The following is a 21,358-nucleotide window of genomic DNA, read 5'->3' on the forward strand; positions in this document are numbered from 1 at the left end:
TTTTATGAAAGATATAAATGAAGTGTAAGCATTGCCAATTAAATTTCAAACAAGAGCAAATGATAGAAAAAAATGGTAATTATTTTTGTTGTAATGGATGTCAAAGTGTCTATGAAATTTTACATGATAGTGGTTTAGAAGAATTTTATGATAAGCTTGGTAATCAAACTTTAAATCCTGTTGAATTTAAATATGAATATAAAGATTATCAAAAATATATCACAAAGACAAAAGATGGTTTAAGCGAGATTTTTTTACTCATAGAAGATATTCATTGCGCTGCTTGTGTTTGGCTAAATGAAAAAATTTTAATTAAAAGCGATGGTGTGGTAGAAGTTGATATAAATTCAATCACACATAAAGCTAGAATTGTATTTGATGAAAATATTATTTCCTTGGTTAAAATTATTCAAAACATAGAATGTATAGGTTATAAAGCCAATATTTATTCTCCTACTAAATTTGAAAAAAGGGCTATGCAAACTAAGCGGGAATTTTATGCAAAATTAATTGTTGCAGTTGCTTGTGTAATGAATATTATGTGGATATCTGTTGCTAAATATGCAGGATTTTTTAGTGGAATGGAAAAAGAAACTAAAGATATATTGCATTTTGCTGAATTTTTACTTTGTACTCCAGTTATTTTTTATACAGGATCAATTTTTTATAAAAATGCTTATTATGCGTTGAAATTTAAAAATGTCAATATGGATACTTTAGTAATTAGTGGCGCAAGTTTGGCTTATATTTATTCCGTATGGGCTATGTTTTCAAGGAGTGCACAAGTATATTTTGATTCTGTTGCTATGATAATGTGTTTTGTATTTGTTGGAAAATATTTGGAACTTTTAAGTAAAAAAAGAGCATTTGATGCTTTAGATCATTTAAGATCTTTTTTATCAACACAAATTAGAGTTTTAAAAGATGATAAATTCCAAAATTGTGATGTTGAGAATGTAAATATTGGTGATATTATTGAAGTTAAGGAAGGAGATAGAATCTTAATTGATGGTGTTTGTATTAGCGGTAATGCAAGTTTAGATATTTCGAGTTTAAGCGGAGAAAGTCTACCAAAAGATGTTTGTAAAGATGATGAAATATATTCTGCTTCTTTAGTTTTAAGTGGAAGTATTTTGTATGAATGTAAAACCTTATATAAGGATTCAAAGTTAGCAAAAATTATATCTTTACTTGAAAATTCTAGTGCAAAAAAGGCCAAAATAGAAAAAATTGTAGGACAAATTAGTAAATATTTTTCCCCAATTATTTTGTCTTTTGCATTAGTGTGTTTTTTATATACCTTTTTTATATTAAATATTGGTTTTGAAGAAGCTATGGTAAGGATGGTTTCGGTGCTAATTATTGCTTGTCCATGTGCTTTGGCTCTTGCAACTCCTGTTAGTTCTTTAGTGGCCATAAGCACTGCTTTAAAGGAGAAAATATTATTTAAAGAAGCTGGAGTTGTAGAAGATCTTAGCAAATGTAATATTGCTGTTTTTGATAAAACTGGAGTTTTGACAAAAGCAAAATTGGAAGTTATAAATTCTTTTTATGATGATAAATTAAACAAAAATGAGTTGATAAATTTTCTCTATTTAACTAATCATCCTGTAGCAAAAAGTATTTTGGATTTCTTAAAAAATGATAATTATCAAAGAATTGAATTTGAAAAAGTTCAAAATATCCAAGCAAAGGGATACAAAGCTTATTTTAATCAAGATGAGTTTATAGGTGGAAATGAAAAATTTTTACAAGAGAATGATATAAAAGTTCAACCATTTAACTGTACGCATTTTATCTTTGCTAAAAATGGTAATATTTTAGCTACCTTCGAACTTGAAAATAATATAAGAAATGACGCTAAAGAGCTTATGAAATTTTTAAAGGAGCAAAATCTACAAATTTATATGTTGACAGGAGATAATGAATTTGCTGCTAAAAAAGTTGCTTCTATTTTAGACATACAACAATTTCAACACTCATGTATGCCTGAAGATAAATTAAAATATATTTTAGATATGAATTTAAAAAATAAAGTTTTGATGGTTGGGGATGGGGTGAATGATACTTTAGCACTTTCTCATGCTGCTGTTGGAGTTGCGTTAAAAGAAGGATCTGCTTTAGCTCTTGAAAATAGTGATATTATTCTACTTAAAAATGATTTGCAAAGTTTGAAAAAAAGTATGGTGATTGCAAAAAAAACTTATAAAATTATTAAGCAAAATTTAGCATTTTCATTATGTTATAATGCTTGTACTATACCACTTGCTTTTTTAGGTTTGATTAACCCACTTATAGCAGCATTATCAATGTCTTTTAGTAGTTTAGTGGTAATTTTAAATGCTTTAAGGATTAAAAATGAATAATGTTTTGATGATGATGATAGGTGTGTCATTATTTGCTTTATTTTTAGCAATCTGTGCTTTGTTATGGGGTATAAAAAATAAACAATTCGATGATGATTACAAATTTACAATTTTAAATGATAGCGAAGAAGCATTAAATGATGCCATAATACTAGAGAATAGAAAAAAAAATATTTTAAAAGATAGAGAAAATCAAAACAGCCATAAGGCTGTTTAATTATTTTAAAGTTTCAATGTATGCTTCGATAGCTTTGAAGTCATCTTCTGTTAAGCCTTTAAGGTTGATTTTCATAATAGCACCTTGACCATATGCATTTCTTTTACCTTCTGAATATTCTTTCATGTATTGCAATCTTTCAGCACTTGTTAAAGAATTTAATGCAGGAACTTTGTTAAGATACATTTTTTCTGCTTTTGCACCATGACAGACTGCACATTTTTTATATAATGCTGCGCCATCTGCTGCATAAGTAGAAACCCCAAGACATGCTAACGCTGATAAAACGATTAATTTTTTCATTTAAGACTCCTTGAATAAAATAACTTTTAATTATAAACTTTTTTCATTTAATAATCTTTAAATTATCAAAATCTTAATAAAAATACATTATAATTTTTTGATGAAAAAGAAAGTATTATTTTTAGATAGAGATGGTGTTATTAATATAGATAAAAAATATGTTCATAAAATTGAAGATTTTGAATTTTGTGATGGAATTTTTGATCTTTGTGAATATTTTTTGCAAAGAGGTTATTTAATTTGTGTAATAACTAACCAATCAGGTATAGCAAGAGGATATTATACAGAGAAAGATTTTGAAATTTTAAGTGCTTATATGATAGATGAATTCTTAAAAAAAGGTATAACGATAGAAAAAATTTATCATTGCCCACATTTGAATGATTGTGAATGTCGTAAGCCAAAACCAGCAATGTTATTAAAGGCCAAAAAAGAATTTAATGTTGATATGAATGAGTCTTTTTTTATTGGAGATAATTTGAGCGATATGGAAGCTGGTATGAGTGCAAATGTAAAAAATCTTTTTTTAATAAATAATAACTATACAAGTAATGATAAATTTAAAACTTTTAATAACTTAAAAACTTTATTAGAATACATAAAGGACATAAAATGAAAATAGTAATCACAGGTGGTGCAGGTTTTATAGGTTCAGCACTTGCCTTAAAGCTTCAAGAAGAAAATCATGAAATTTTAATTATTGATAAGATGCGTTCTAATGCTAAATTCGAAAATGGAAATTTAGAAAGTTTTGGACATTTTAAAAATTTATTAGATTTTAAAGGCGAGCTTTATGTGGGAGATATTAACGATCATCAAACATTTGAAGTAATTAGAGATTTTAAACCCGATGCTATTTTTCATAAAGCCGCAATTTCTGACACTACAGTTTATGATCAAACTAAAGTTTTAGCAACTAATCTTAATACTTTTAAACAATTTATACAACTATCTTTATCTTTAAATGCAAAACTAATTTATGCTAGTTCGGCTTCTGTTTATGGTGATACTCCAAGTCCGCAAGTAGTTGGAAAGGGAGAAGCTCCTAAAAATCCTTATGCTTTTTCAAAATTAATGATGGATAATCTTGCGCAAAAATATTTTGATAAAATGCATATAGTGGGACTTAGATATTTTAATGTTTATGGCAAGGGTGAATATTATAAGAATACTACTGCATCAATGATTTTGCAATTTGGTTTGCAAATTTTATCAAATAAAAATCCTCGTTTATTTGAAGGAAGTGATAGAATATATCGCGATTTTGTTTATATAAAAGATGTTATAAACGCCAATCTATGTTCTTTAGATGCTAAAAGTGGTGTTTATAATGTTGCTACTGCAGTGCCAAGAACTTTTCAAGATATAGTTGATATTTTACAGCATAAACTTTGTGCAAATTTAACATGTGAGTATATTAAAAATCCTTATGTTAAAGCATATCAGTTTCACACTCAAGCGCAACTTAGTGAAATTTTTGCTTATAGACCTCAGTTTAACTTAGAAGATGGAATTGAAGATTATTTACCAGAAATTAAGAGAATTTTTGAGAAGGAAGTGAATGCTTGATTATTTAAGTTCTAAAAGCCCAAGAATTTTAGTTGCCGGAGATTTTATGATAGATCATTATGTATGGTGTGATTGTACCAAAATTTCTCCTGAAGCTCCAGTATTAGTTATGAAAAATATTAAAGAAGATAAAAGGCTTGGCGGTGCTGGAAATGTGTATACTAATTTACAAAGCTTAGGGGCCAAAGTTTTTGCTCTTGGAGTAATAGGTGATGATGAAAATGGCAAAATTTTAAAAGAAAAATTAAATGGTAAATTTTTTGTAGAAAAAAATAGAAAAACTCCTCTAAAAACAAGAATTTTATCGCATTCTCAACAAGTATTAAGAATTGATGATGAAGATGATTTTGATACTGCATTAGAAGTACAAGTAATTCAAGAATTTAAAAGTATTGTGCAAGATTTTGATGCAGTTGTTTTGAGTGATTATGCTAAAGGAAATTTGAGTCAAAATATTTGCCAAGAATTAATAAAATGTGCAAATAATTTAAATATTCCTATATTAATAGATCCAAAAGGTAATGACTTTAGTAAATATAAAAATGCTACTTTGCTTACGCCAAATAAAAAAGAAGCTTTAGAAGTATTAAAAATTGATACTTTAAATAAAAATAATTTAGAATTAGCAATAAAAAAAATAAAAGATGATTTTAATCTTATGTATTCAATAATTACTTTGTCAGAAGAAGGAATAGCTTTATTTGATGATAGATTAAGAATTATTCCTGCTAAGGCTCTAGAGGTTTATGATGTCACTGGAGCAGGAGATAGTGTGATTGCTATGCTTGCTTTTGCTCTTGCTTTGAAGATAGATATTTTTCAAGCATGCGAATTTGCCAATAAAGCAGCAGCAGTTGTGGTATCAAAAATAGGCAGTGTTAGTGTTAGTTTTGATGAAATCAAGAATTTAGAAAAAGCGTCATTTTTTGAAAAAATTAAAACTAAAGAAGAATTATGTAGTCTGATTAAAGATAAAAAAGTTGTCTTTAGCAATGGCTGCTTTGATATTTTGCATTTTGGACATATTAAATATCTTGAAAAAGCTAAAAAAATGGGGCAAATTTTAGTTGTGGGATTAAATTCGGATCAAAGCGTTAAAAGATTAAAAGGACAAGAAAGACCAATTAATCATGAATTTGAAAGAGCTTGTATGTTGGCAAGTCTGTATTTCGTAGATTATGTTGTAATTTTTGATGAAGATACTCCTTATGAACTAATACAATATCTAAAACCCGATATTTTAGTTAAAGGAGCTGATTATAAAAATAAAGAGATTATTGGATCGAATTTGGTAAATAAAGTTGAATTAATAGAATTTGAGAAAGGTTTTAGTACTAGTGATGTAATTAAAAAGATAAAAAAATAAGGTAAAATTTAAGTTTAGCTATTTTGCTAAACTTAAATAATATTCAATTTGTTCTTTTTGTAAAATTCTTATAAGATTTGTACTTCCTGCAACACCTATAGGAAATCCAGCGGTAAGTGTATAAATACCATCTTTTTGCATCAATCCTTTTTCTATACCTAATTTTACTGAATTACTAACAAGCTCAGTTAAATTTTCATGCTTTTCTATAAGTATTGCTGGTTGAACTCCCCAAACTATACTTAAAAAATTTAAAGCTTTTTTTGAATGTGTGATGGCGATAATATCCATTTTAGGTCTATATCTTGCAGTTTTAATTGCTGATGAGCCGCTACTTGTTAGAGTAAAAATAGCATCTGCATTAAGATTGGTAGCTAATTGTGTGTTTGATTTAGCAATAATATCCGTTTCATTAAAACATTTAAAATTTTCAAATTTTTCATAAGGATAATTTTTTTCAGTTTCTATAATGGTTTGCGTCATAATATCTACAGCATTTGCTGGATCTATACCAACAGCACTTTCTTCACTGAGCATTACAGCATCAGTACCATCTAAAACAGCATTTGCAACATCTGAAATTTCGGCTCTAGTGGCAGTTTTTGATTTGGCTAATGAAAACAGCATTTGAGTTGCTGTAATAACTGGTTTATTAGCTTCGTTAGCTTTTTTTATGATTAGTTTTTGTATATTTGGAACTTTATAATAAGGCACCTCTATACCTAAATCACCCCTAGCTACCATAATTCCATCGCTTGAATAAATAATTTCATCAATATTTTCAACTGCATCAAATTTTTCTATTTTTGCAAAAATAGCTATTTTCGCATTATTTTCTTGTAATATTTTTTTAACTTCATCAATATCATGAGCATTTTGCACAAAAGATATAGCGATGAAATCTACATCATTTTTTATTCCCCAAGCTAGATCATCTTTATCTTTTTGAGTGATTATATCAATATTTATTTTAGTATTTGGAAAATTAATACCTTTATTTGAGCTAAGTGTGCCATTATTTTCAACTTGTGTTTGTATGAAATTTTCACTGATTTGAGTAACTTTTGTCTTTATGGAGCCATCACATAAATATATATATTCTCCCACTTTTAACATTGATAAAATTTCAGGATGATTAATGCATACTTTATAATGGTTTTCACATACACATTCTCCTTCAAAGTTATCTTTATAAAAATCAAGCCTATCGTTTGCTTTAAGTTCAAAAGTTTGTGGAATCTTTAAAGTCCTAATTTTAGGACCGCTTATATCTTGTAAAATTCCAATTCTAGCATTAAGTTCAAGGGCTATCTTCCTAATTGTGTTTAGATTTTTACTATGATATTCATGCGTTCCGTGGGAAAAATTTAAACGAAATACATTAACCCCATTTATTATCATCTGTCTAATTGTAGATTCATTCTCGCTTGCTGGTCCTATTGTGGCAACTATTTTTGTTTTTTTAAGCATATTCGATCCTTTTACAACAATTCAGTAGAAAATAAATCTTCATTAAAATTTGCACCAAGATACTGACATATCAATCTTGCGTCTCTTTGAGCATTACCAAGACAACTTGTTGCACCAGGACTTGGAGTCATATTAAATATAATACCAGGAATTTCTGTGATACTAGCTTCTCCAAGCATTAATTCACCTGTTTTTTTATCCAATACTTGAGGTCTTACTCCGCCAAAATTTTTAGCATAATAAATATCATCAACTTTTAAACTTGGTACTATTTTCTTTGCATCTTTTATAAAAAGTTTTTTATTGATGTAAGGAATTTCGAATAAATAGTTGTAAAGAATATAATTTCTAATAGTAGAATCTTTGAATAAATTTAAGCAAATTTTGACAACTTTCATGTCTAAATTAAGGGTTTTGAAAAATTCAGGCAAGGATTTAAAACCATGATATCGTTCAAGCATAGGAATAACCAATGCTGTTGGTCCAAAACGAGTATTCATATTTGCTAACAAATCAGGATCTCCATGTAATGCTGCAAAAGGTAATTTTGGGTTTTGAACCATGTATACCTTTCCATTTAAAATTTTCTTTTTTGATAAATAAAAGCTACCTGCTACCGGAAAACAAGATTTATCTAATCCTATTTTCATTTTATGAGCTAAAAATAAAGAATGTGCTCCAGCATTAACTATTATAGATTTTGCGGTATATTCTTTAAAATCAGCAGTTTTTATATAAAAAATATCATCTTTTTTTTCTATAAATACAACTTCTTGATTAAAAGCAACATGGGTGTTTTTACCTTGTTTACATGCTTGTTCTATGAGACTTTGACTCATTAATCCAAAATCAACTGTAGTATAAACTGCACCAGCTTCAACTCCCATTGCAACTACTTCGTCGGTTCTATCAGCATTACCATGTTCGTTTAATACGATATTGGGTTCAATTTTTTTAATTTCTTCTTTAGTGTAGAATTTAATATAGGGATATAAATCTTTAAATTCTTCATATCTATGTTTCATATAATCACACTCAATATTTCCTACCCCAAGAGCTAATTTTTGGTGCGAGTACATAAATTTATTTTGAGCGTTTTGTAAAATACCGTATTTTACTATCATATCAGCAGTTTTTTTTACTTTTTTTGCTTTTTCTAAAGTATAGTTTGTTTCTATATCACCACAATGAATTGTTTGAGAATTACTAGTACCATGGCTATTTAATGTTGCTGCGCTAGAATATTTTTCTAACAATGCAATATTTTGTATATCAGTATATCTAGCTAACTCATAAAACGCAGCAGCTCCGGATATACCTGCGCCAACTACTATAGTATCAAAATGTTTTTGATCCATTGTCAAATCTTCCTTTGCCTTTTTTAACTAGTATGATAGCAAAATATAGTTGTTTTGAGATTAAATTAAACTTATAATTTATAGCAATTTAAGAATAAATGAATTTATAATTTAAAATTTTCATCAACAACTTTTTTCATACCTCTAAATATTAAAAATTTATCATAAATAGCATAATCAAAAAAGTTAGCCAAAAATTGTCCATCACCACCTGTAAAATATAGTTTTTTGTCATAGGCGCAATCTTTGATTAATAAATAAATACTTTTAAAAGTTCCATAGCTTAAAGCATCTATTGTTCTTTGCGGAAAAGCATCAAAATTTACTTGAGTATTTAGTTCATATCTTAGTTTTGATGAGATATTTGCAAAAGATTTTTTGTAGTTTTCTATACCTGGTAATATAAAACCTCCAAGATGGATGAAGTTGGAAACTATATCAACTGTGATTGCTGAGCCTGCATCAACTACAACTCCATCTTCTATAGTATAACACGCAGCGATTCTATCTACTCCTAAATTTTTATAAATTGTATCAAAATTAAAATATGAAGCTAAATTTATAAATAAAGGATTATTTTCTAGTTTTTGATCTAAGTTAGGATTGACATTAATATAAAATATTTTTTGATCGGGCTCATATTTTAGAAATTGTTCTATATTCATAGAGTAAAATTTTTGGTTATCTAAAAAACTCGCAGTTGTATTTCCAATATCACACAAAAGCATAGTTTTTAATTCCTTTTAAATTTAAATAATTTTGCACTTTAGAACAAATCATTGCCTTGTGAAAAAAAATATTTTTTTTACACAAGATGTCTTTATTAATATTTAAAAATATTTTTTCAATATCTATAATATTTTTCATTAATATTTTACTTTTGGCAAAAGAGAATATAACTAAATATTTTTGGCTTTTAGCATCTTCTCCTAAAATAATTGTAATTGTTTTCATTTTTGTATATAAACTAGTATCAATATTCTGTGTATTCTTAAGGATAAACTGATGATGGATTAATACATTGCTAAGATTTTGATTCATATAATATCATTTAAGTTGCAAAACTTTGTCACCGTAAAAAAACTTATTTTGTTTCATAAAACTCTTTTTATCAACAGCATCAGATAGTTTATATACATTATAATTATTTAAATCTGAATTGATTTTAATTAAATATCCAGTTTTTTCAAAGATATATAAAAAATTATTATAGAAAGTACTTTTTGAAAATAATGCAAATTGAAATTTATTTTCGCTAATTACTCTAAGATTAAGATCTGTTTTGATAACTTTTCCATCCTTTGTAAGTATAAAAATTTCTCGATCACCCATAGTAATATCTTTTATATCTTCATTAAAATATAAAGTTCTATTAGGAGCAACTACAATAACTTTTTTGCCAGTTGCAGCAACCATTTTATCATCTTTTATGGCAAGATAAATAATATTATTAAAAAATTCCTCGCTACTTACTATAATTTCTCGTATGATTTTTAATGTACTTTTGTTAACTATTGCAAGTTTGCCATTTAGCATAGGGTATATGATGATTGTATTTAAAAATTGCGGACTAGCAAAACGACTATCTTGAGCATAAGAGCTGCCGATATTTTGAATCATTTTTATACCTAAATTTTTATTTGCATAAACTAAAGTATTATTAGCTAAAACTAAAGCAATATCATCTCCATCTATATTTGCAGCTACAACGCTTTCGCTAAATTTATGTGAAAATAATTCATTGTTTTGCATATCAAGAATTTTGAAATTTCCATTGTTATCAGCGATTAAAATTTCATGTTGATAAGTGTTGATTATTTGGTAGTTTTTGTCAAGTTTAAAATTAATTATCTCGCCAAATTCATCGATAAAGGTATTATTATTTAATTGGGCTACATTGCTATTAAAGTCTATAATTTTACCTTGGATATTTTTACTTTGTAATGTTGTTGATTCAACTTTGGAAGGCTGGTAATATTCTCTTTTAGTACCACATGCACTTAAAAATAATAAGGTTACAATAAAAATAAAAAAATGTTTCATTTTACAATCCCTGGTAATGTTTTAAACTTTTTATAAGCTGCCACAATGGTGAGTTTAAAGGTATTTTCTCAAATTCCATTTGCGCATTTTTAAAATCATTATTTTTTAAAAAATTATAACCATTGAGTAAGGTATTATAATCCTTTAAAAATGTAGCATCTTCGTTATTTTGTGCTAATATGATTTGTTTTAATAGAGGATCTAAATCTAATTTTGTAGTTTGATTTAAATCAGTAAAATTTGATGTACTCATTAAAAATATAACATATAAATTGGGATTTTTAGTTTTTAATTTTTCTAAATTATCTATATTTTTTGGATCTTTTAATAAAGAAATAAAAATCGCGTTGCTTTCTTGTGTATTTTTTTCTTCGTTATAATTTACAATAAAATTGGTTAAAAAGTAGATGATTACAATAGCCAATAAGACTAAAATATAGTTTTTATATTTTTTTATAAAACGTTCACTTTTTATAAATTTTTCCATTATTTGTTCTTGAGAATTTAATTCATTTTTTATGGTTTGTTGTAAATTTTCCTTTAAAGCCATTTTTATTCCTAGAAATTTTAATTTTTACTTGTACAAATTGTACTTTTATTTATTTTGTGAAATAACAATTGTATCATATAAAAATGAAAAAATAAAATATTTATGTTATAATTTTTAGCTCTTAGAGTAAAAAGCTTATGCTGTATTTTAAAATATTTAGGGTATATAATGCAAATAGATGACAAATTATTAACTAAACTTGAAAAACTTAGTGCTTTGAAAGTATCTGAGGAAAAAAGAAAAGAATTAGAACAACAGTTAGGACAAATAGTTGATTTTGTTCAGAAACTAGATGAATTAAAACTTGACGGTATAGAAGCGATTACTAGCACTACTACAGGTGGAACTCCTTTTAGGGAAGATGAAAGTTGCAAGAGCAGTGTGATTGAGATTATCAGCAAGCATGCTCCGAAGTCTCAAGAAGGTTTTTTTATCGTTCCAAAAATTATAGAATAATTTAAAGTAGGTATTGAATGGAAAATTTTGCTTGGTTTGATGTTTTTGTAGTAGGATTAATCTTAATTTTAGGTTTAAAAGGCTTAATTAGCGGTTTTATAAAAGAAGTATTTGGTTTACTCGGAATAGTTGGCGGAGTTTTAGTCGCCTCTAGATATGCTAAAGAAGTAGCAAATATTATTGATAAAAATTTTTATCAAATTCAGAACGAAAATTTAGCTGTATTTGCTGGTTTTTTGGTTTTGCTTATTGTAATTTGGATAGTATGTTTAATTGTTGGAAATATTTTATCAAAATTGTTTAGTTTAAGTGGACTCGGATTTGTTGATAGAATTGGTGGCTTTTTATTCGGCGGAGCTAAAATATTTTTAATTTTTGCTATATTAGTTGCATGTATTAGTAATATAGAATTTTTAAGAATAAATTTGAGTAAGTATACTCAAAATAGCCATACTTTTGAAATACTTAAATATACAGGTGATTTTATAATGAATACGGATTTTACACAAACTAATTTAGAAAAAATGGAAGATAAAATTAAAGATTCAAATTTAAGTTTAACACCGGAGTTGTAAATGCAAATTGAAAATATAGAATACGATGTTTTGCTCGAGCGTTTTAAAAAAACACTTAAAGATAATGGACTAAAATATACAAAACAAAGAGAAATTTTGCTTAAAACTTTATATCACAGTGAAAAGCATTATACTCCTGAAAGTTTGTATGTGGAGATTAAACAAAATAATCCCGAGCTAAATGTTGGTATAGCAACAGTGTACAGAACTTTAAATTTATTGGAAGATTCTGGTATGGCAACTTCTATTTCTTTTGGAGCTTCAGGGAAAAAATTTGAACTTGCAAATAAACCTCACCATGATCATTTGATTTGTAAAAGTTGTGGTGAAATTGTTGAATTTGAAAATTCTATTATCGAACAGCAGCAAATGTTAATCGCAAAAGAATATAATTTTAAATTAACAGGTCATTTGATGCAGCTTTATGGTCTTTGTCCAAAATGTAATGCAAAAAAAGGTTAGAAATGTTTGATAATATTTTAGAGCAACAAAAAATTCAAAAAGTACAAGAATTAAGAAAAATAGGAATTAATCCATATGCTCATTTTTTAAAAAAAGAAATGAGTGTATCTCAATATAAAGAGAAATTTTTTTATATTAAAGATCTGGAAAACCAAAGAGATGAAGGTGTAGGTGGGATTTTAGCTGGGAGATTAAAATTACTTAGGATTGCTGGGAAGTCTATTTTTGCAAATATTGAAGATGAGCAAGATAATATACAAATTTATTTTAATCAAAATATTTTAGGTCAAGAATACTTTGATACTTTAAAAAAATATCTTGAAGTAGGAGATATTGTTTTAGTCGAGGGTTTCCCTTTTATGACTAAAACTGGTGAATTTAGTATACATGTAAAACAAATTCAGCTTGTAACAAAAGCCATTGTGCCCTTGCCTGAAAAATATCATGGATTGACTGATATTGAGCAAAGATATAGAAAACGATATGTAGATATGATTATGAATTCACAAGTTAGAAAAGATTTTATTTTGCGTTCTAAGATTATATCTTATATTAGGGCTTTTTTTGAAAACAAGGGATTTTTGGAGGTTGAAACTCCTATGATGCATCCTATTGCTGGTGGTGCAAATGCAAAACCTTTCATTACTCACCATAATGCTTTAGGGGTGGAAAGATTTTTAAGGATTGCTCCTGAATTATACTTAAAACGATTGATTGTTGGCGGTTTTGAAGCGGTTTATGAAGTTAATAGATGTTTTAGAAATGAAGGTATGGATCTCACTCATAATCCAGAATTTACAACCATTGAATTTTATTGGGCATACCATAACTATAACGATTTAATGGATTTAACAGAAGAATTATTCGCTACGTTGTTAGAAAAATTAAATTTAGATACTAAAATTGATTTCGATGAAAAAGTGATTGATTTTTCAAAACCCTTTGAAAGAATTTCCTACAAAGATGCTTTAAAAAAATATGGTAATTTGAATGATACAATAATTAACGATAGAGAAAAAATTATTTTAAAATTGCAGAGTGATGGTATTGAAGTAAATGAAAAATTAGAATTAGGACATTTACAAGCTGAGCTTTTTGATAATTATGTAGAAGATAAGCTTATAAATCCAACCTTTGTTGTTGATTTTCCAATTTCTATTAGCCCATTGTCTAGAAGAAGTGATGAGGATGAAAGTATTGCAGAAAGATTTGAGTTATTCATTGCTGGTAGAGAAATTGCTAATGGCTTTAATGAGCTAAATGATCCACTTGATCAGTATGAAAGATTTTTAAAACAAATTGAAGCTAAAAACGCAGGTGATGAAGAAGCGTGTGAGATGGATGAAGATTTTGTGAATGCACTTGGTTATGCTATGGCACCAACCGCTGGAGAAGGAATAGGTATTGACAGACTCGTGATGCTATTATTAAATAAAAAATCAATTCGTGATGTTATCTTGTTTCCTGCAATGCGACCAATAAAGTCTGAAATAAAAGGAGAATGAATGTTAGAGAAATTTGATAGAGAAATTTTTGATTTAACACAGCAAGAACTTGCAAGACAGTGTGATGGTCTTGAAATGATTGCAAGTGAAAATTTTACCATTCCAGAAGTTATGGAAATAATGGGTAGTATCCTTACAAATAAATATGCAGAAGGATATCCAGGGAAGAGATATTATGGCGGATGTGAATTCGTTGATCAGATTGAGAGTATTGCTATAGAAAGATGTAAAAAGCTTTTTAATTGTAATTTTGCTAATGTTCAGCCAAATTCTGGATCTCAGGCAAATCAAGGTGTATATATGGCGCTTTTAAATCCTGGAGATAAGATTTTGGGCATGGATTTAAGTCATGGTGGACATTTGACTCATGGTGCAAAAGTTAGTTCTTCTGGTAAAATTTATGAAAGTCATTTTTATGGAGTTGAGCTTGATGGGAGAATCAACTATGATAAAGTAAGAGAGATTGCTAAAAAAATCAAACCTAAACTTATAGTTTGCGGTGCAAGCGCTTATCCTAGAATTATTGATTTTGCTAAATTTAGAGAAATTGCTGATGAAGTTGGAGCGTATTTGTTTGCTGATATCGCTCATATAGCTGGTTTGGTTGTGGCTAATGAACACCCTAGCCCTTTTCCACATGCACATGTGGTTAGTTCTACAACCCATAAAACTTTGAGAGGACCTAGGGGTGGTATTATAATGTATAACGATGAAGAAATTGCTAAAAAAATTAATTCAGCAATTTTTCCTGGTATTCAAGGTGGTCCATTAATGCATGTTATTGCTGCAAAGGCAGTGGGATTTAAATATAATTTGAGTAATGAATGGAAAATTTATGCAAGGCAAATTATTAAAAACACCGCGGTTTTGGCAAAAGTTTTATTAGATAGAAAATATGAATTAGTTAGTGGTGGAACTGATAATCATTTAATCTTGTTGAATTTTTTAAATAAAAATTTTAGTGGTAAAGATGCAGATCTAGCATTAGAAAATGCTGGGATTACAGCAAATAAAAATACCGTTCCTGGAGAAACAAGAAGTCCTTTTGTGACTAGTGGTTTAAGACTTGGTACAGCAGCATTGAGTGCTAGAGGTTTTAAAGAAGAGCAAATGGAAATTGTAGCAAATTATATCGCGGATATTTTAGATGATATACATGATATAAAGTTACAAGAGGAAATTAGAATAAAACTTAAAAAATTAGCTAGTAATTTTATTATTTATGAGAGGGCAGTATTTTGATAACTACAATGGATATGGCTTTAATTAAAATGGTTACAAACCATTATTATATAAAAAGAAATACTATGGTTAATAAATATGAGTATAAAGGCAGAATTTTTTTTGATAAATTTGAAAAAATAAATGCTCCTCTTACTGCAAATATTATACAAGAGCACATGGAAAAGAAAATTATTGTTGCACATTCTTTGATTAATAGCTTTGATAAGGTTGAGAATATTGTGTTTGACTACAATGGTTTTAATGCAGAAAGATTTTGGCATAGAGCTCAATTAGTATTAAGAGAAGAAGGTTTTATTAATTTTACAGCTTATAAAACTAGAACTAATAATCATTTGCATTTGTATATACACAAAGGGCATACTACTTTTAACGAAGCATGTTCTTTAGGAACGAGACTTTCTTTGCTTTTTTCTCAGAAAATGCCAATAGAGTGGAAAGTTTTTCCTAGTTTAGATATACCTAAGGAATTTAATATTTTAACATTGCCTTATGAAGTATATCAAAAAGAACGTGGGGCTTCTTGGTCAAAGCATATGTAATATTTAGAAAGGATAAATACTATGGAAGAAAATAAAAAAAATGAATTTGATGATATCATCTTGCAAAAAAGTGGTAAGAATGAAAGAATTAAAAAAATTCTTTTAAGAGCAATTATTTTAATAATTGTATTTTTAGTTGTTATGATTGTAATGAAATTGATTAATAATCCAAGTGAAGAAAAATCACTTCAAATACCTTCTGAGCCTGAAAAACAATCATCTTATGAGAGTAATTTTGACTCTCTGCCTATTATAGATAATAGTAAAGAAGAGGATGAATTTGAAGCTTTAGCAAGAAAATTAAAAGAAGAAAGTGCTTTAAATGAAAACAATATGAGTACAAATGAAGCAATGTCAAATGAAATGCCTTTAGAAGAGAATGTGACTGATTCTGTAATTAATAGTAACGTTTTGGATCAAATTGCAAGTACTGAGCCAAAAGAAGAAAAAAATATGGTGAGTAATGTGAGTAATATAGAAGAGTTGCCAGAAAAAAAAGCTAAACCAGAGGTTAAAAAAGAGATTAAAGACGCTAAAGTGGTTAAAGAGAATGTGGTTAATAATCCTAATGAGTTGTTTGAAAAGGTTAAAACAACAGATTCTAATTTTGAATCAGGTGCTTATATACAAGTGTTTTCATTAAATACTTTGGATCCAAAATCAAAAGAATTAAATATTTTGAAAGAAAATGGATATAACTATAAAATTTATAAAACAACTGTGAACGGCAAGGAATTAACAAAAGTGTTGGTTGGTCCATATAGTGAAAATGATTTAAAAGTTGAATTAGAAAAAATTCGTTCTAAGGTAGCTAAAGGTGCTTTTACTTTTAGAATAAAATGAAATTTTTTTCAGTTATTGGTAATCCAATTATGCATTCTATTTCTCCTAGAATGCATAATAATGCCATTTTGTTTTTTAATGAAGAAGCTATATATACAAGATTTCATTTACAAAATCCTTTAGATCTAAAAAGAGTTGTTGGCTTTTTTGATGGTGTAAATATCACCGTTCCTTTTAAAGAATATGCTTTTGAAATAGCTGATATTAAAGACGAATATGTTTGTAAAATAAAATCTTGCAATGTTTTGATTAATAAAAATAATAAAATTTACGCACACAATACAGATTATTTGGGTTTCTTAAAATCAATTGAAGAATTTAAAGATATAAAATCAGCATTAATATTGGGTGCGGGTGGAACATCAAAATCAATTGCTCATGCTTTAAAATCAAAAAATATTGAAGTAAAAATAGCTAATAGGTCGCAAGATAGATTTGTGAATTTCTTGGATTTTAATTGTTGTTTGTATGAGGATTTAATAGCTCATGAAATTTTTGATATTATAATTAATACTACTAGTGCTGGATTAAATGATGAGCAAATGGCTTGTGATAAAAAAATTCTTATTAGTCTTTTTAAAAATTCAAAATATGCCTATGATGTGATTTATGGAAAAACTACAGCTTTTTTGCAACTTGCGAGTAATTGTGGCTTGAAAATCAAAGATGGTAAAAATATGCTTTTGTGGCAAGGCGTGTATGCGTTTGACTTATTTTTTGAAAATCACAATACCGAAGAAATTTGCAAAGCTATGGAAGAGGCTTTGCAAATTTAATGACTAAACCAAGATTTTATTTTATCAAATAAACTTTCTTGTTCTATGCAAGAGTCTTCATTTTCTAAACCAAAACTCTTTTCAAGTTCGTTTAGTAACTTGTGTTGTTCCTCATTAAGACTTTTTGGAAATTTGATATCAATTTGAATTATTTGTGAACCAAGTTTCCCAGTATGAATATTTTTTACTCCTTCGTTTGCGAGTTCGAATTTTTGTTTATCTTTTGCGCCTATTGGAAGTTTTAAATTCGCTTCACCTCTTAATGTGGAGACTTTGATAGTTTTTCCAAGTGCTGCCTGAGTAAAAAATACAGGAACAATAGTGTAAATATTATCTTCATCTCTAATAAATTTATCATCATCTGCTACCATAATTTTGATATATAGATTTCCTCTTTGAGAGCTATGTGGTAGTTGATTTGCTTTATTTTGTACTCTAAGACTCATGCCATTATCTATACCTTCTGGGATATCAAGCTCAATAGTATCGTTAATTTCTTCATAACCATTACCATGACAAGTTTTGCATTTATTCTTTATGATTTTCCCAGTCCCTTGACAATGAGAGCAAGTTTGTACAAAAGTCATAAATCCTTGTTTTACACCCATTTGTCCTCTACCGTGACAATGAGAGCACGTGGTTTCTTCTTTATCTTGAGCACCTGTTCCATCGCATACTTTACAAAAAGTTTTGTATGTAAAATTTATATTTTTTTTACAACCAAAAACGGCCTCTTTAAAACTAATTTGTGTTGTTACTTGTAAGTCACTTGGAAATTTATTTTCTTTTTTGTTTTTTTGTCTTGAATTATTAAATCCAAAACCTTCTCCAAAAAAGCTTGAAAAGATATCGCCTAAATCAATATCTTCAAATCCGAATCCACCGCCTCCAGATCCTCTTAACCCTTCTTTGCCATATCTATCATATACGCTTCTTTTTTCATCGTTACTTAAAACTTCGTATGCCTCATTCACTAATTTAAATTTTTCTTCTGCTTGTTTATCGCCTTGATTTCTATCAGGATGATACTTAAGAGCCATTTTTCTATAAGCTTTTTTAATGGTTTCCTTGTCAGAATTTTGAGAAATTTCTAAAATTTCATAATAATTAAGTTCCACTTTCTAACCTTTATTATTTTTTTAAAGTGTAATTTTAGCAAAAAAATAAACGATATTAATATTGTATGTTATAATGCTAGCTCTTAAGGAATTAAAATAAGTGGAAGGAATAGATAATGATTAATGTTTTAATGATTGAAGATGATCCAGATTTTGCAGAATTTTTAGCTGAATATTTAGCTCAATTTAATATCAAAGTTACTAATTATGAAGATCCATATTTAGGTATGAGTGCAGGAATAAAAAACTATGATTGTTTAATACTTGATTTGACACTTCCAGGTCTTGATGGTCTTGAAGTTTGTAGAGAAATTAGAGAAAAATATAGCATTCCTATTATTATTTCATCAGCAAGAAGTGATTTAAGTGATAAAATAGTAGGTCTTCAAATTGGTGCTGATGATTATTTGCCAAAACCTTATGATCCTAAAGAGATGCATGCGAGAATTATGAGTTTAATCCGTCGCTCAAAGCGCACTAATGAAACTCCAGAAAAAATTATTAATTCAGCTTTTAAGATTGACGAAAAAAGACATGAAATTAGTTATAACGATGAAGTATTAATATTAACTCCAGCAGAATATGAAATTTTAAGTTATATGATTAGACAACATGGTTTTTCAGTAAGTAGGGAGCAATTGGTGTATCATTGTAAAAGTTTAAAAGACAAAGATTCTAAGAGTTTAGATGTTATTATAGGAAGACTTAGAACTAAAATTGGTGATAATTCTAAATCTCCAAAGCATATTTTTTCAGTTAGAGGCATAGGATATAAGCTTATAGGATGAAAATAGCAATAAATTTAAAAATAACTATCCTTTTTGCAGCAGCTTTTTTATTTGTTTGTGTTTTATTTGCCTTGTTGGGAAAAATTCAAATTGATTCTCATATTGCAGATGAAAGAATAAATCAAAAAGAAATAATTGCGAAGATTGCTTATAATTTAGAAAGAGATAAGGAATTTGATTTACACAATTATCTCCTTTCTAAATCTTATTGTTTAATTACAAATGAACGTATTTTTAAGCAAATAATAGCTAAAGGCGAAAAAGCTTTTAAAATACAGTTTTCTATAGGATCATTATCTTCTATTATTTATCATGATCAGTTTTATTTATATGTTGAATATAATCAGCAAAAACAATTATATTATTTTGATACAGCAGTTAAATTTGAATATTTATTTTTGTTTAGTTTTGTATTTATTCTTGTTTTAATTATGTTTTTATATTTTTCGGTTTTAAGATCTTTGAAGCCTTTAAAAATTTTAAAAAATAAAATCAAAAGTATTAATTCGGGAAAGATAGAGCCTTTGTCGGAGTATTCTCAAATAAATGATGAGATATCTGAAATTTCTTTTGAATTTGATCATGCAATGACTAAAATTCAAGAATTAGTAAAATCAAGACAATTCTTTTTGAGAATGATTATGCATGAGTTAAAAACTCCTATTGGCAAGGGTAGAATTGTTTGCGAAATGATTGACAATCAAAAACAAAAAGATCGTTTAGTTGATATCTTTGAAAGGCTTGAACTTTTGATTGATGAATTTGGTAAAATAGAAAAAGTTTTATCTAAAAATTGTCATTTGAATTTGCAAACTTATCATATTAGTTTAATTTTAGAACAAGCACAAGATTATCTTATGCGAGAAGATTTTTATCAAAAAGTTAAGATCACATATAAAGAAGATACTATGATAGTAGCTGATTTGGAATTATTTTCTTTATTAATTAAAAACCTTATCGATAACGCTATTAAATATTCTGATGACAAAAGTTGTGAAGTGATTTGTTCTAGTGATTACATTATGGTTCGCAATAAAGGCAATAAACTTAAAAAAACTTTTGAATATTATTTAAAACCTTTTGTGAGAGAGGGGGATACTCAAACAGAAGGAATGGGATTGGGGCTTTATATTATTAATAATATTTGTAATATTCACGGATATAATTTAAGTTACTCTTATGAAGATGGTTATCATTCTTTTAAAATTCATTTTTTAAGGTTTGATAATTGAAGACAGTTGAGAAGTTTAATGAATTGGTTAAATCTTTTGCTTCTTTACCAACTATAGGAAAAAAAACAGCACTCCGTCTTGCTTATCACGTTTGTATTAAAGATCCATTACTTGGAACTAAATTGGCTTATAATATCGAAGAATCAATTAGAGTTACCAGAAAATGCTCATTTTGTGGTGCTTTAAGCGAGAATGAAATATGTGACATTTGTGCTGATAATAATAGAAATAAAGAGATTATTTGTGTTGTTCAAAGTCCTAAAGATGTATTAATACTAGAAGATAGTGGTAGTTTTGATGGTTACTATTTTGTATTGGAAGATACTAGTGAAGAGTATATTATCAGATTGAAATCTATGGTTTTAAAATATAATACCAATGAATTGTTTTTTGCCTTTACTCAAGGACTTAACTCTGATGCTATAGTTTTTTTTATAGAGGAAAAATTAAAAGATTTAAATTTGAAATTAACACATATTGCACAAGGAATTCCAAGCGGAGTTAGTTTAGAAAATGTTGATTTTATATCGCTACATAAAGCCATTAATCACAGAATTAAATTGGATTGAAAGAATAA

General features: G+C 27.7%; 24 protein-coding genes. 16 read left to right on the top strand and 8 right to left on the bottom strand.

The annotated features are described in order from the left end of the window. Positions 1–17: 17 nt before the first annotated feature. Together CINS_RS02695 and ccoS are read left to right on the top strand one after the other, a co-directional pair. The gene (locus tag CINS_RS02695; protein WP_039649616.1) at positions 18–2,366 is read left to right on the top strand and encodes a heavy metal translocating P-type ATPase; all 2,349 of its coding nucleotides are present in this window, start codon (positions 18–20) and stop codon (positions 2,364–2,366) included. Beyond that, positions 2,359–2,583: a cbb3-type cytochrome oxidase assembly protein CcoS gene (gene ccoS, locus CINS_RS02700; protein ID WP_039649618.1), complete on the top strand. Its 225-nt coding sequence runs from the start codon at positions 2,359–2,361 to the stop codon at positions 2,581–2,583. Before CINS_RS02695 ends, ccoS begins: the two co-directional genes overlap by 8 nt. Here ccoS and CINS_RS02705 read toward each other — a convergent pair whose 3' ends face one another. Then, positions 2,584–2,886: a cytochrome c553 gene (locus tag CINS_RS02705; RefSeq protein ID WP_039649621.1), complete on the bottom strand. Its 303-nt coding sequence runs from the start codon at positions 2,884–2,886 to the stop codon at positions 2,584–2,586. It lies immediately after the preceding gene. Between the two features lie 100 nt (positions 2,887–2,986). Between CINS_RS02705 and CINS_RS02710 the strand changes: the two genes are divergently transcribed. Genes CINS_RS02710 through rfaE1 form a run of 3 tightly spaced genes read left to right on the top strand, consistent with a single transcriptional unit; the run spans position 2,987 to position 5,821 of the window. Next, positions 2,987–3,502 (top strand): D-glycero-alpha-D-manno-heptose-1,7-bisphosphate 7-phosphatase, encoded by a 516-nt coding sequence (locus CINS_RS02710; RefSeq protein WP_039649623.1) that lies wholly within the window; start codon positions 2,987–2,989, stop codon positions 3,500–3,502. Beyond that, positions 3,499–4,455: an ADP-glyceromanno-heptose 6-epimerase gene (gene rfaD, locus CINS_RS02715; protein ID WP_039649625.1), complete on the top strand. Its 957-nt coding sequence runs from the start codon at positions 3,499–3,501 to the stop codon at positions 4,453–4,455. The genes CINS_RS02710 and rfaD overlap by 4 nt, the downstream gene beginning before the upstream one ends. Continuing rightward, positions 4,448–5,821, top strand: coding sequence for a D-glycero-beta-D-manno-heptose-7-phosphate kinase (gene rfaE1, locus CINS_RS02720; RefSeq protein ID WP_039649627.1), 1,374 nt, complete (start codon positions 4,448–4,450; stop codon positions 5,819–5,821). Before rfaD ends, rfaE1 begins: the two co-directional genes overlap by 8 nt. A gap of 18 nt (positions 5,822–5,839) precedes the next feature. Here the strand turns inward: rfaE1 and pyk are convergent, their stop codons facing one another. The 6 genes from pyk to CINS_RS02750 form a co-directional block, all read right to left on the bottom strand. Continuing rightward, a complete protein-coding gene (pyk, locus tag CINS_RS02725) occupies positions 5,840–7,291 on the bottom strand; it encodes a pyruvate kinase (RefSeq protein ID WP_039649629.1) in 1,452 nt (483 codons plus the stop codon). Between the two features lie 11 nt (positions 7,292–7,302). Beyond that, the gene (locus tag CINS_RS02730; RefSeq protein WP_039649632.1) at positions 7,303–8,649 is read right to left on the bottom strand and encodes an FAD-dependent oxidoreductase; all 1,347 of its coding nucleotides are present in this window, start codon (positions 8,647–8,649) and stop codon (positions 7,303–7,305) included. Between the two features lie 104 nt (positions 8,650–8,753). Next, positions 8,754–9,377, bottom strand: a complete 624-nt coding sequence (locus tag CINS_RS02735; RefSeq protein WP_039649635.1) for a type III pantothenate kinase — start codon at positions 9,375–9,377, stop codon at positions 8,754–8,756. Next, entirely contained in the window at positions 9,364–9,690 is a 327-nt protein-coding gene (locus tag CINS_RS02740) for a hypothetical protein (RefSeq protein ID WP_039649637.1), read from the bottom strand. Before CINS_RS02740 ends, CINS_RS02735 begins: the two co-directional genes overlap by 14 nt. 6 nt (positions 9,691–9,696) lie before the next feature. Further along, on the bottom strand, positions 9,697–10,692 hold the full coding sequence (locus CINS_RS02745) for a hypothetical protein (protein ID WP_039649639.1): 996 nt from the start codon (positions 10,690–10,692) through the stop codon (positions 9,697–9,699). A gap of 1 nt (position 10,693) precedes the next feature. Beyond that, positions 10,694–11,242 carry a hypothetical protein gene (locus CINS_RS02750; protein WP_039649641.1) on the bottom strand — a complete coding sequence of 183 codons (549 nt, stop codon included), beginning with the start codon at positions 11,240–11,242 and terminating at the stop codon, positions 10,694–10,696. A gap of 168 nt (positions 11,243–11,410) precedes the next feature. Here CINS_RS02750 and gatC point away from each other — a divergent pair, with 168 nt between their 5' ends. Genes gatC through CINS_RS02790 form a run of 8 tightly spaced genes read left to right on the top strand, consistent with a single transcriptional unit; the run spans position 11,411 to position 17,643 of the window. Further along, positions 11,411–11,698, top strand: a complete 288-nt coding sequence (gene gatC, locus CINS_RS02755; protein ID WP_039649643.1) for an Asp-tRNA(Asn)/Glu-tRNA(Gln) amidotransferase subunit GatC — start codon at positions 11,411–11,413, stop codon at positions 11,696–11,698. A gap of 17 nt (positions 11,699–11,715) precedes the next feature. Continuing rightward, positions 11,716–12,273: a CvpA family protein gene (locus CINS_RS02760; protein ID WP_039649645.1), complete on the top strand. Its 558-nt coding sequence runs from the start codon at positions 11,716–11,718 to the stop codon at positions 12,271–12,273. After that, positions 12,274–12,735 carry a Fur family transcriptional regulator gene (locus CINS_RS02765; protein WP_039649647.1) on the top strand — a complete coding sequence of 154 codons (462 nt, stop codon included), beginning with the start codon at positions 12,274–12,276 and terminating at the stop codon, positions 12,733–12,735. A gap of 2 nt (positions 12,736–12,737) precedes the next feature. Then, entirely contained in the window at positions 12,738–14,240 is a 1,503-nt protein-coding gene (lysS, locus tag CINS_RS02770) for a lysine--tRNA ligase (protein WP_039649649.1), read from the top strand. Continuing rightward, positions 14,241–15,482: a serine hydroxymethyltransferase gene (locus CINS_RS02775; RefSeq protein WP_039649651.1), complete on the top strand. Its 1,242-nt coding sequence runs from the start codon at positions 14,241–14,243 to the stop codon at positions 15,480–15,482. Further along, positions 15,479–16,024 (top strand): DUF1882 domain-containing protein, encoded by a 546-nt coding sequence (locus CINS_RS02780; protein WP_039649653.1) that lies wholly within the window; start codon positions 15,479–15,481, stop codon positions 16,022–16,024. The genes CINS_RS02775 and CINS_RS02780 overlap by 4 nt, the downstream gene beginning before the upstream one ends. Before the next feature lie 21 nt (positions 16,025–16,045). Further along, a complete protein-coding gene (locus CINS_RS02785; protein ID WP_039649655.1) occupies positions 16,046–16,867 on the top strand; it encodes an SPOR domain-containing protein in 822 nt (273 codons plus the stop codon). Further along, positions 16,864–17,643, top strand: a complete 780-nt coding sequence (locus CINS_RS02790; protein WP_039649657.1) for a shikimate dehydrogenase — start codon at positions 16,864–16,866, stop codon at positions 17,641–17,643. Before CINS_RS02785 ends, CINS_RS02790 begins: the two co-directional genes overlap by 4 nt. On the opposite strand, the gene dnaJ is transcribed toward CINS_RS02790, so the two are convergent. Then, complete coding sequence (gene dnaJ / locus CINS_RS02795; RefSeq protein WP_039649659.1) at positions 17,640–18,761, bottom strand: molecular chaperone DnaJ; 1,122 nt, start codon at positions 18,759–18,761, stop codon at positions 17,640–17,642. The genes CINS_RS02790 and dnaJ overlap by 4 nt on opposite strands. Positions 18,762–18,877: 116 nt before the next feature. On the opposite strand from dnaJ, the gene CINS_RS02800 reads away from it, so the two are divergent. The 3 genes from CINS_RS02800 to recR are packed head-to-tail and all read left to right on the top strand — an operon-like array spanning position 18,878 to position 21,350. Then, positions 18,878–19,549 (top strand): response regulator transcription factor, encoded by a 672-nt coding sequence (locus CINS_RS02800; RefSeq protein WP_039649661.1) that lies wholly within the window; start codon positions 18,878–18,880, stop codon positions 19,547–19,549. Further along, positions 19,546–20,781: an ArsS family sensor histidine kinase gene (locus CINS_RS02805; RefSeq protein ID WP_039649663.1), complete on the top strand. Its 1,236-nt coding sequence runs from the start codon at positions 19,546–19,548 to the stop codon at positions 20,779–20,781. Before CINS_RS02800 ends, CINS_RS02805 begins: the two co-directional genes overlap by 4 nt. Next, the gene (gene recR, locus CINS_RS02810) at positions 20,778–21,350 is read left to right on the top strand and encodes a recombination mediator RecR (protein ID WP_039649665.1); all 573 of its coding nucleotides are present in this window, start codon (positions 20,778–20,780) and stop codon (positions 21,348–21,350) included. The genes CINS_RS02805 and recR overlap by 4 nt, the downstream gene beginning before the upstream one ends. Positions 21,351–21,358 lie beyond the last annotated feature (8 nt).

Source organism: Campylobacter insulaenigrae NCTC 12927 (assembly GCF_000816185.1).
Lineage (GTDB): Bacteria > Campylobacterota > Campylobacteria > Campylobacterales > Campylobacteraceae > Campylobacter_D > Campylobacter_D insulaenigrae.

Bases quoted from the DNA above. Each gene is read 5' to 3' on its own strand.
- CINS_RS02695 (WP_039649616.1), top strand. From the start codon at position 18: ATGAAGTGTAAGCATTGCCAATTAAATTTCAAACAAGAGCAAATGATA.
- ccoS (WP_039649618.1), top strand. From the start codon at position 2,359: ATGAATAATGTTTTGATGATGATGATAGGTGTGTCATTATTTGCTTTA.
- CINS_RS02705 (WP_039649621.1), bottom strand. From the start codon at position 2,886: ATGAAAAAATTAATCGTTTTATCAGCGTTAGCATGTCTTGGGGTTTCT.
- CINS_RS02710 (WP_039649623.1), top strand. From the start codon at position 2,987: ATGAAAAAGAAAGTATTATTTTTAGATAGAGATGGTGTTATTAATATA.
- rfaD (WP_039649625.1), top strand. From the start codon at position 3,499: ATGAAAATAGTAATCACAGGTGGTGCAGGTTTTATAGGTTCAGCACTT.
- rfaE1 (WP_039649627.1), top strand. From the start codon at position 4,448: ATGCTTGATTATTTAAGTTCTAAAAGCCCAAGAATTTTAGTTGCCGGA.
- pyk (WP_039649629.1), bottom strand. From the start codon at position 7,291: ATGCTTAAAAAAACAAAAATAGTTGCCACAATAGGACCAGCAAGCGAG.
- CINS_RS02730 (WP_039649632.1), bottom strand. From the start codon at position 8,649: ATGGATCAAAAACATTTTGATACTATAGTAGTTGGCGCAGGTATATCC.
- CINS_RS02735 (WP_039649635.1), bottom strand. From the start codon at position 9,377: ATGCTTTTGTGTGATATTGGAAATACAACTGCGAGTTTTTTAGATAAC.
- CINS_RS02740 (WP_039649637.1), bottom strand. From the start codon at position 9,690: ATGAATCAAAATCTTAGCAATGTATTAATCCATCATCAGTTTATCCTT.
- CINS_RS02745 (WP_039649639.1), bottom strand. From the start codon at position 10,692: ATGAAACATTTTTTTATTTTTATTGTAACCTTATTATTTTTAAGTGCA.
- CINS_RS02750 (WP_039649641.1), bottom strand. From the start codon at position 11,242: ATGGCTTTAAAGGAAAATTTACAACAAACCATAAAAAATGAATTAAAT.
- gatC (WP_039649643.1), top strand. From the start codon at position 11,411: ATGCAAATAGATGACAAATTATTAACTAAACTTGAAAAACTTAGTGCT.
- CINS_RS02760 (WP_039649645.1), top strand. From the start codon at position 11,716: ATGGAAAATTTTGCTTGGTTTGATGTTTTTGTAGTAGGATTAATCTTA.
- CINS_RS02765 (WP_039649647.1), top strand. From the start codon at position 12,274: ATGCAAATTGAAAATATAGAATACGATGTTTTGCTCGAGCGTTTTAAA.
- lysS (WP_039649649.1), top strand. From the start codon at position 12,738: ATGTTTGATAATATTTTAGAGCAACAAAAAATTCAAAAAGTACAAGAA.
- CINS_RS02775 (WP_039649651.1), top strand. From the start codon at position 14,241: ATGTTAGAGAAATTTGATAGAGAAATTTTTGATTTAACACAGCAAGAA.
- CINS_RS02785 (WP_039649655.1), top strand. From the start codon at position 16,046: ATGGAAGAAAATAAAAAAAATGAATTTGATGATATCATCTTGCAAAAA.
- CINS_RS02790 (WP_039649657.1), top strand. From the start codon at position 16,864: ATGAAATTTTTTTCAGTTATTGGTAATCCAATTATGCATTCTATTTCT.
- CINS_RS02800 (WP_039649661.1), top strand. From the start codon at position 18,878: ATGATTAATGTTTTAATGATTGAAGATGATCCAGATTTTGCAGAATTT.
- CINS_RS02805 (WP_039649663.1), top strand. From the start codon at position 19,546: ATGAAAATAGCAATAAATTTAAAAATAACTATCCTTTTTGCAGCAGCT.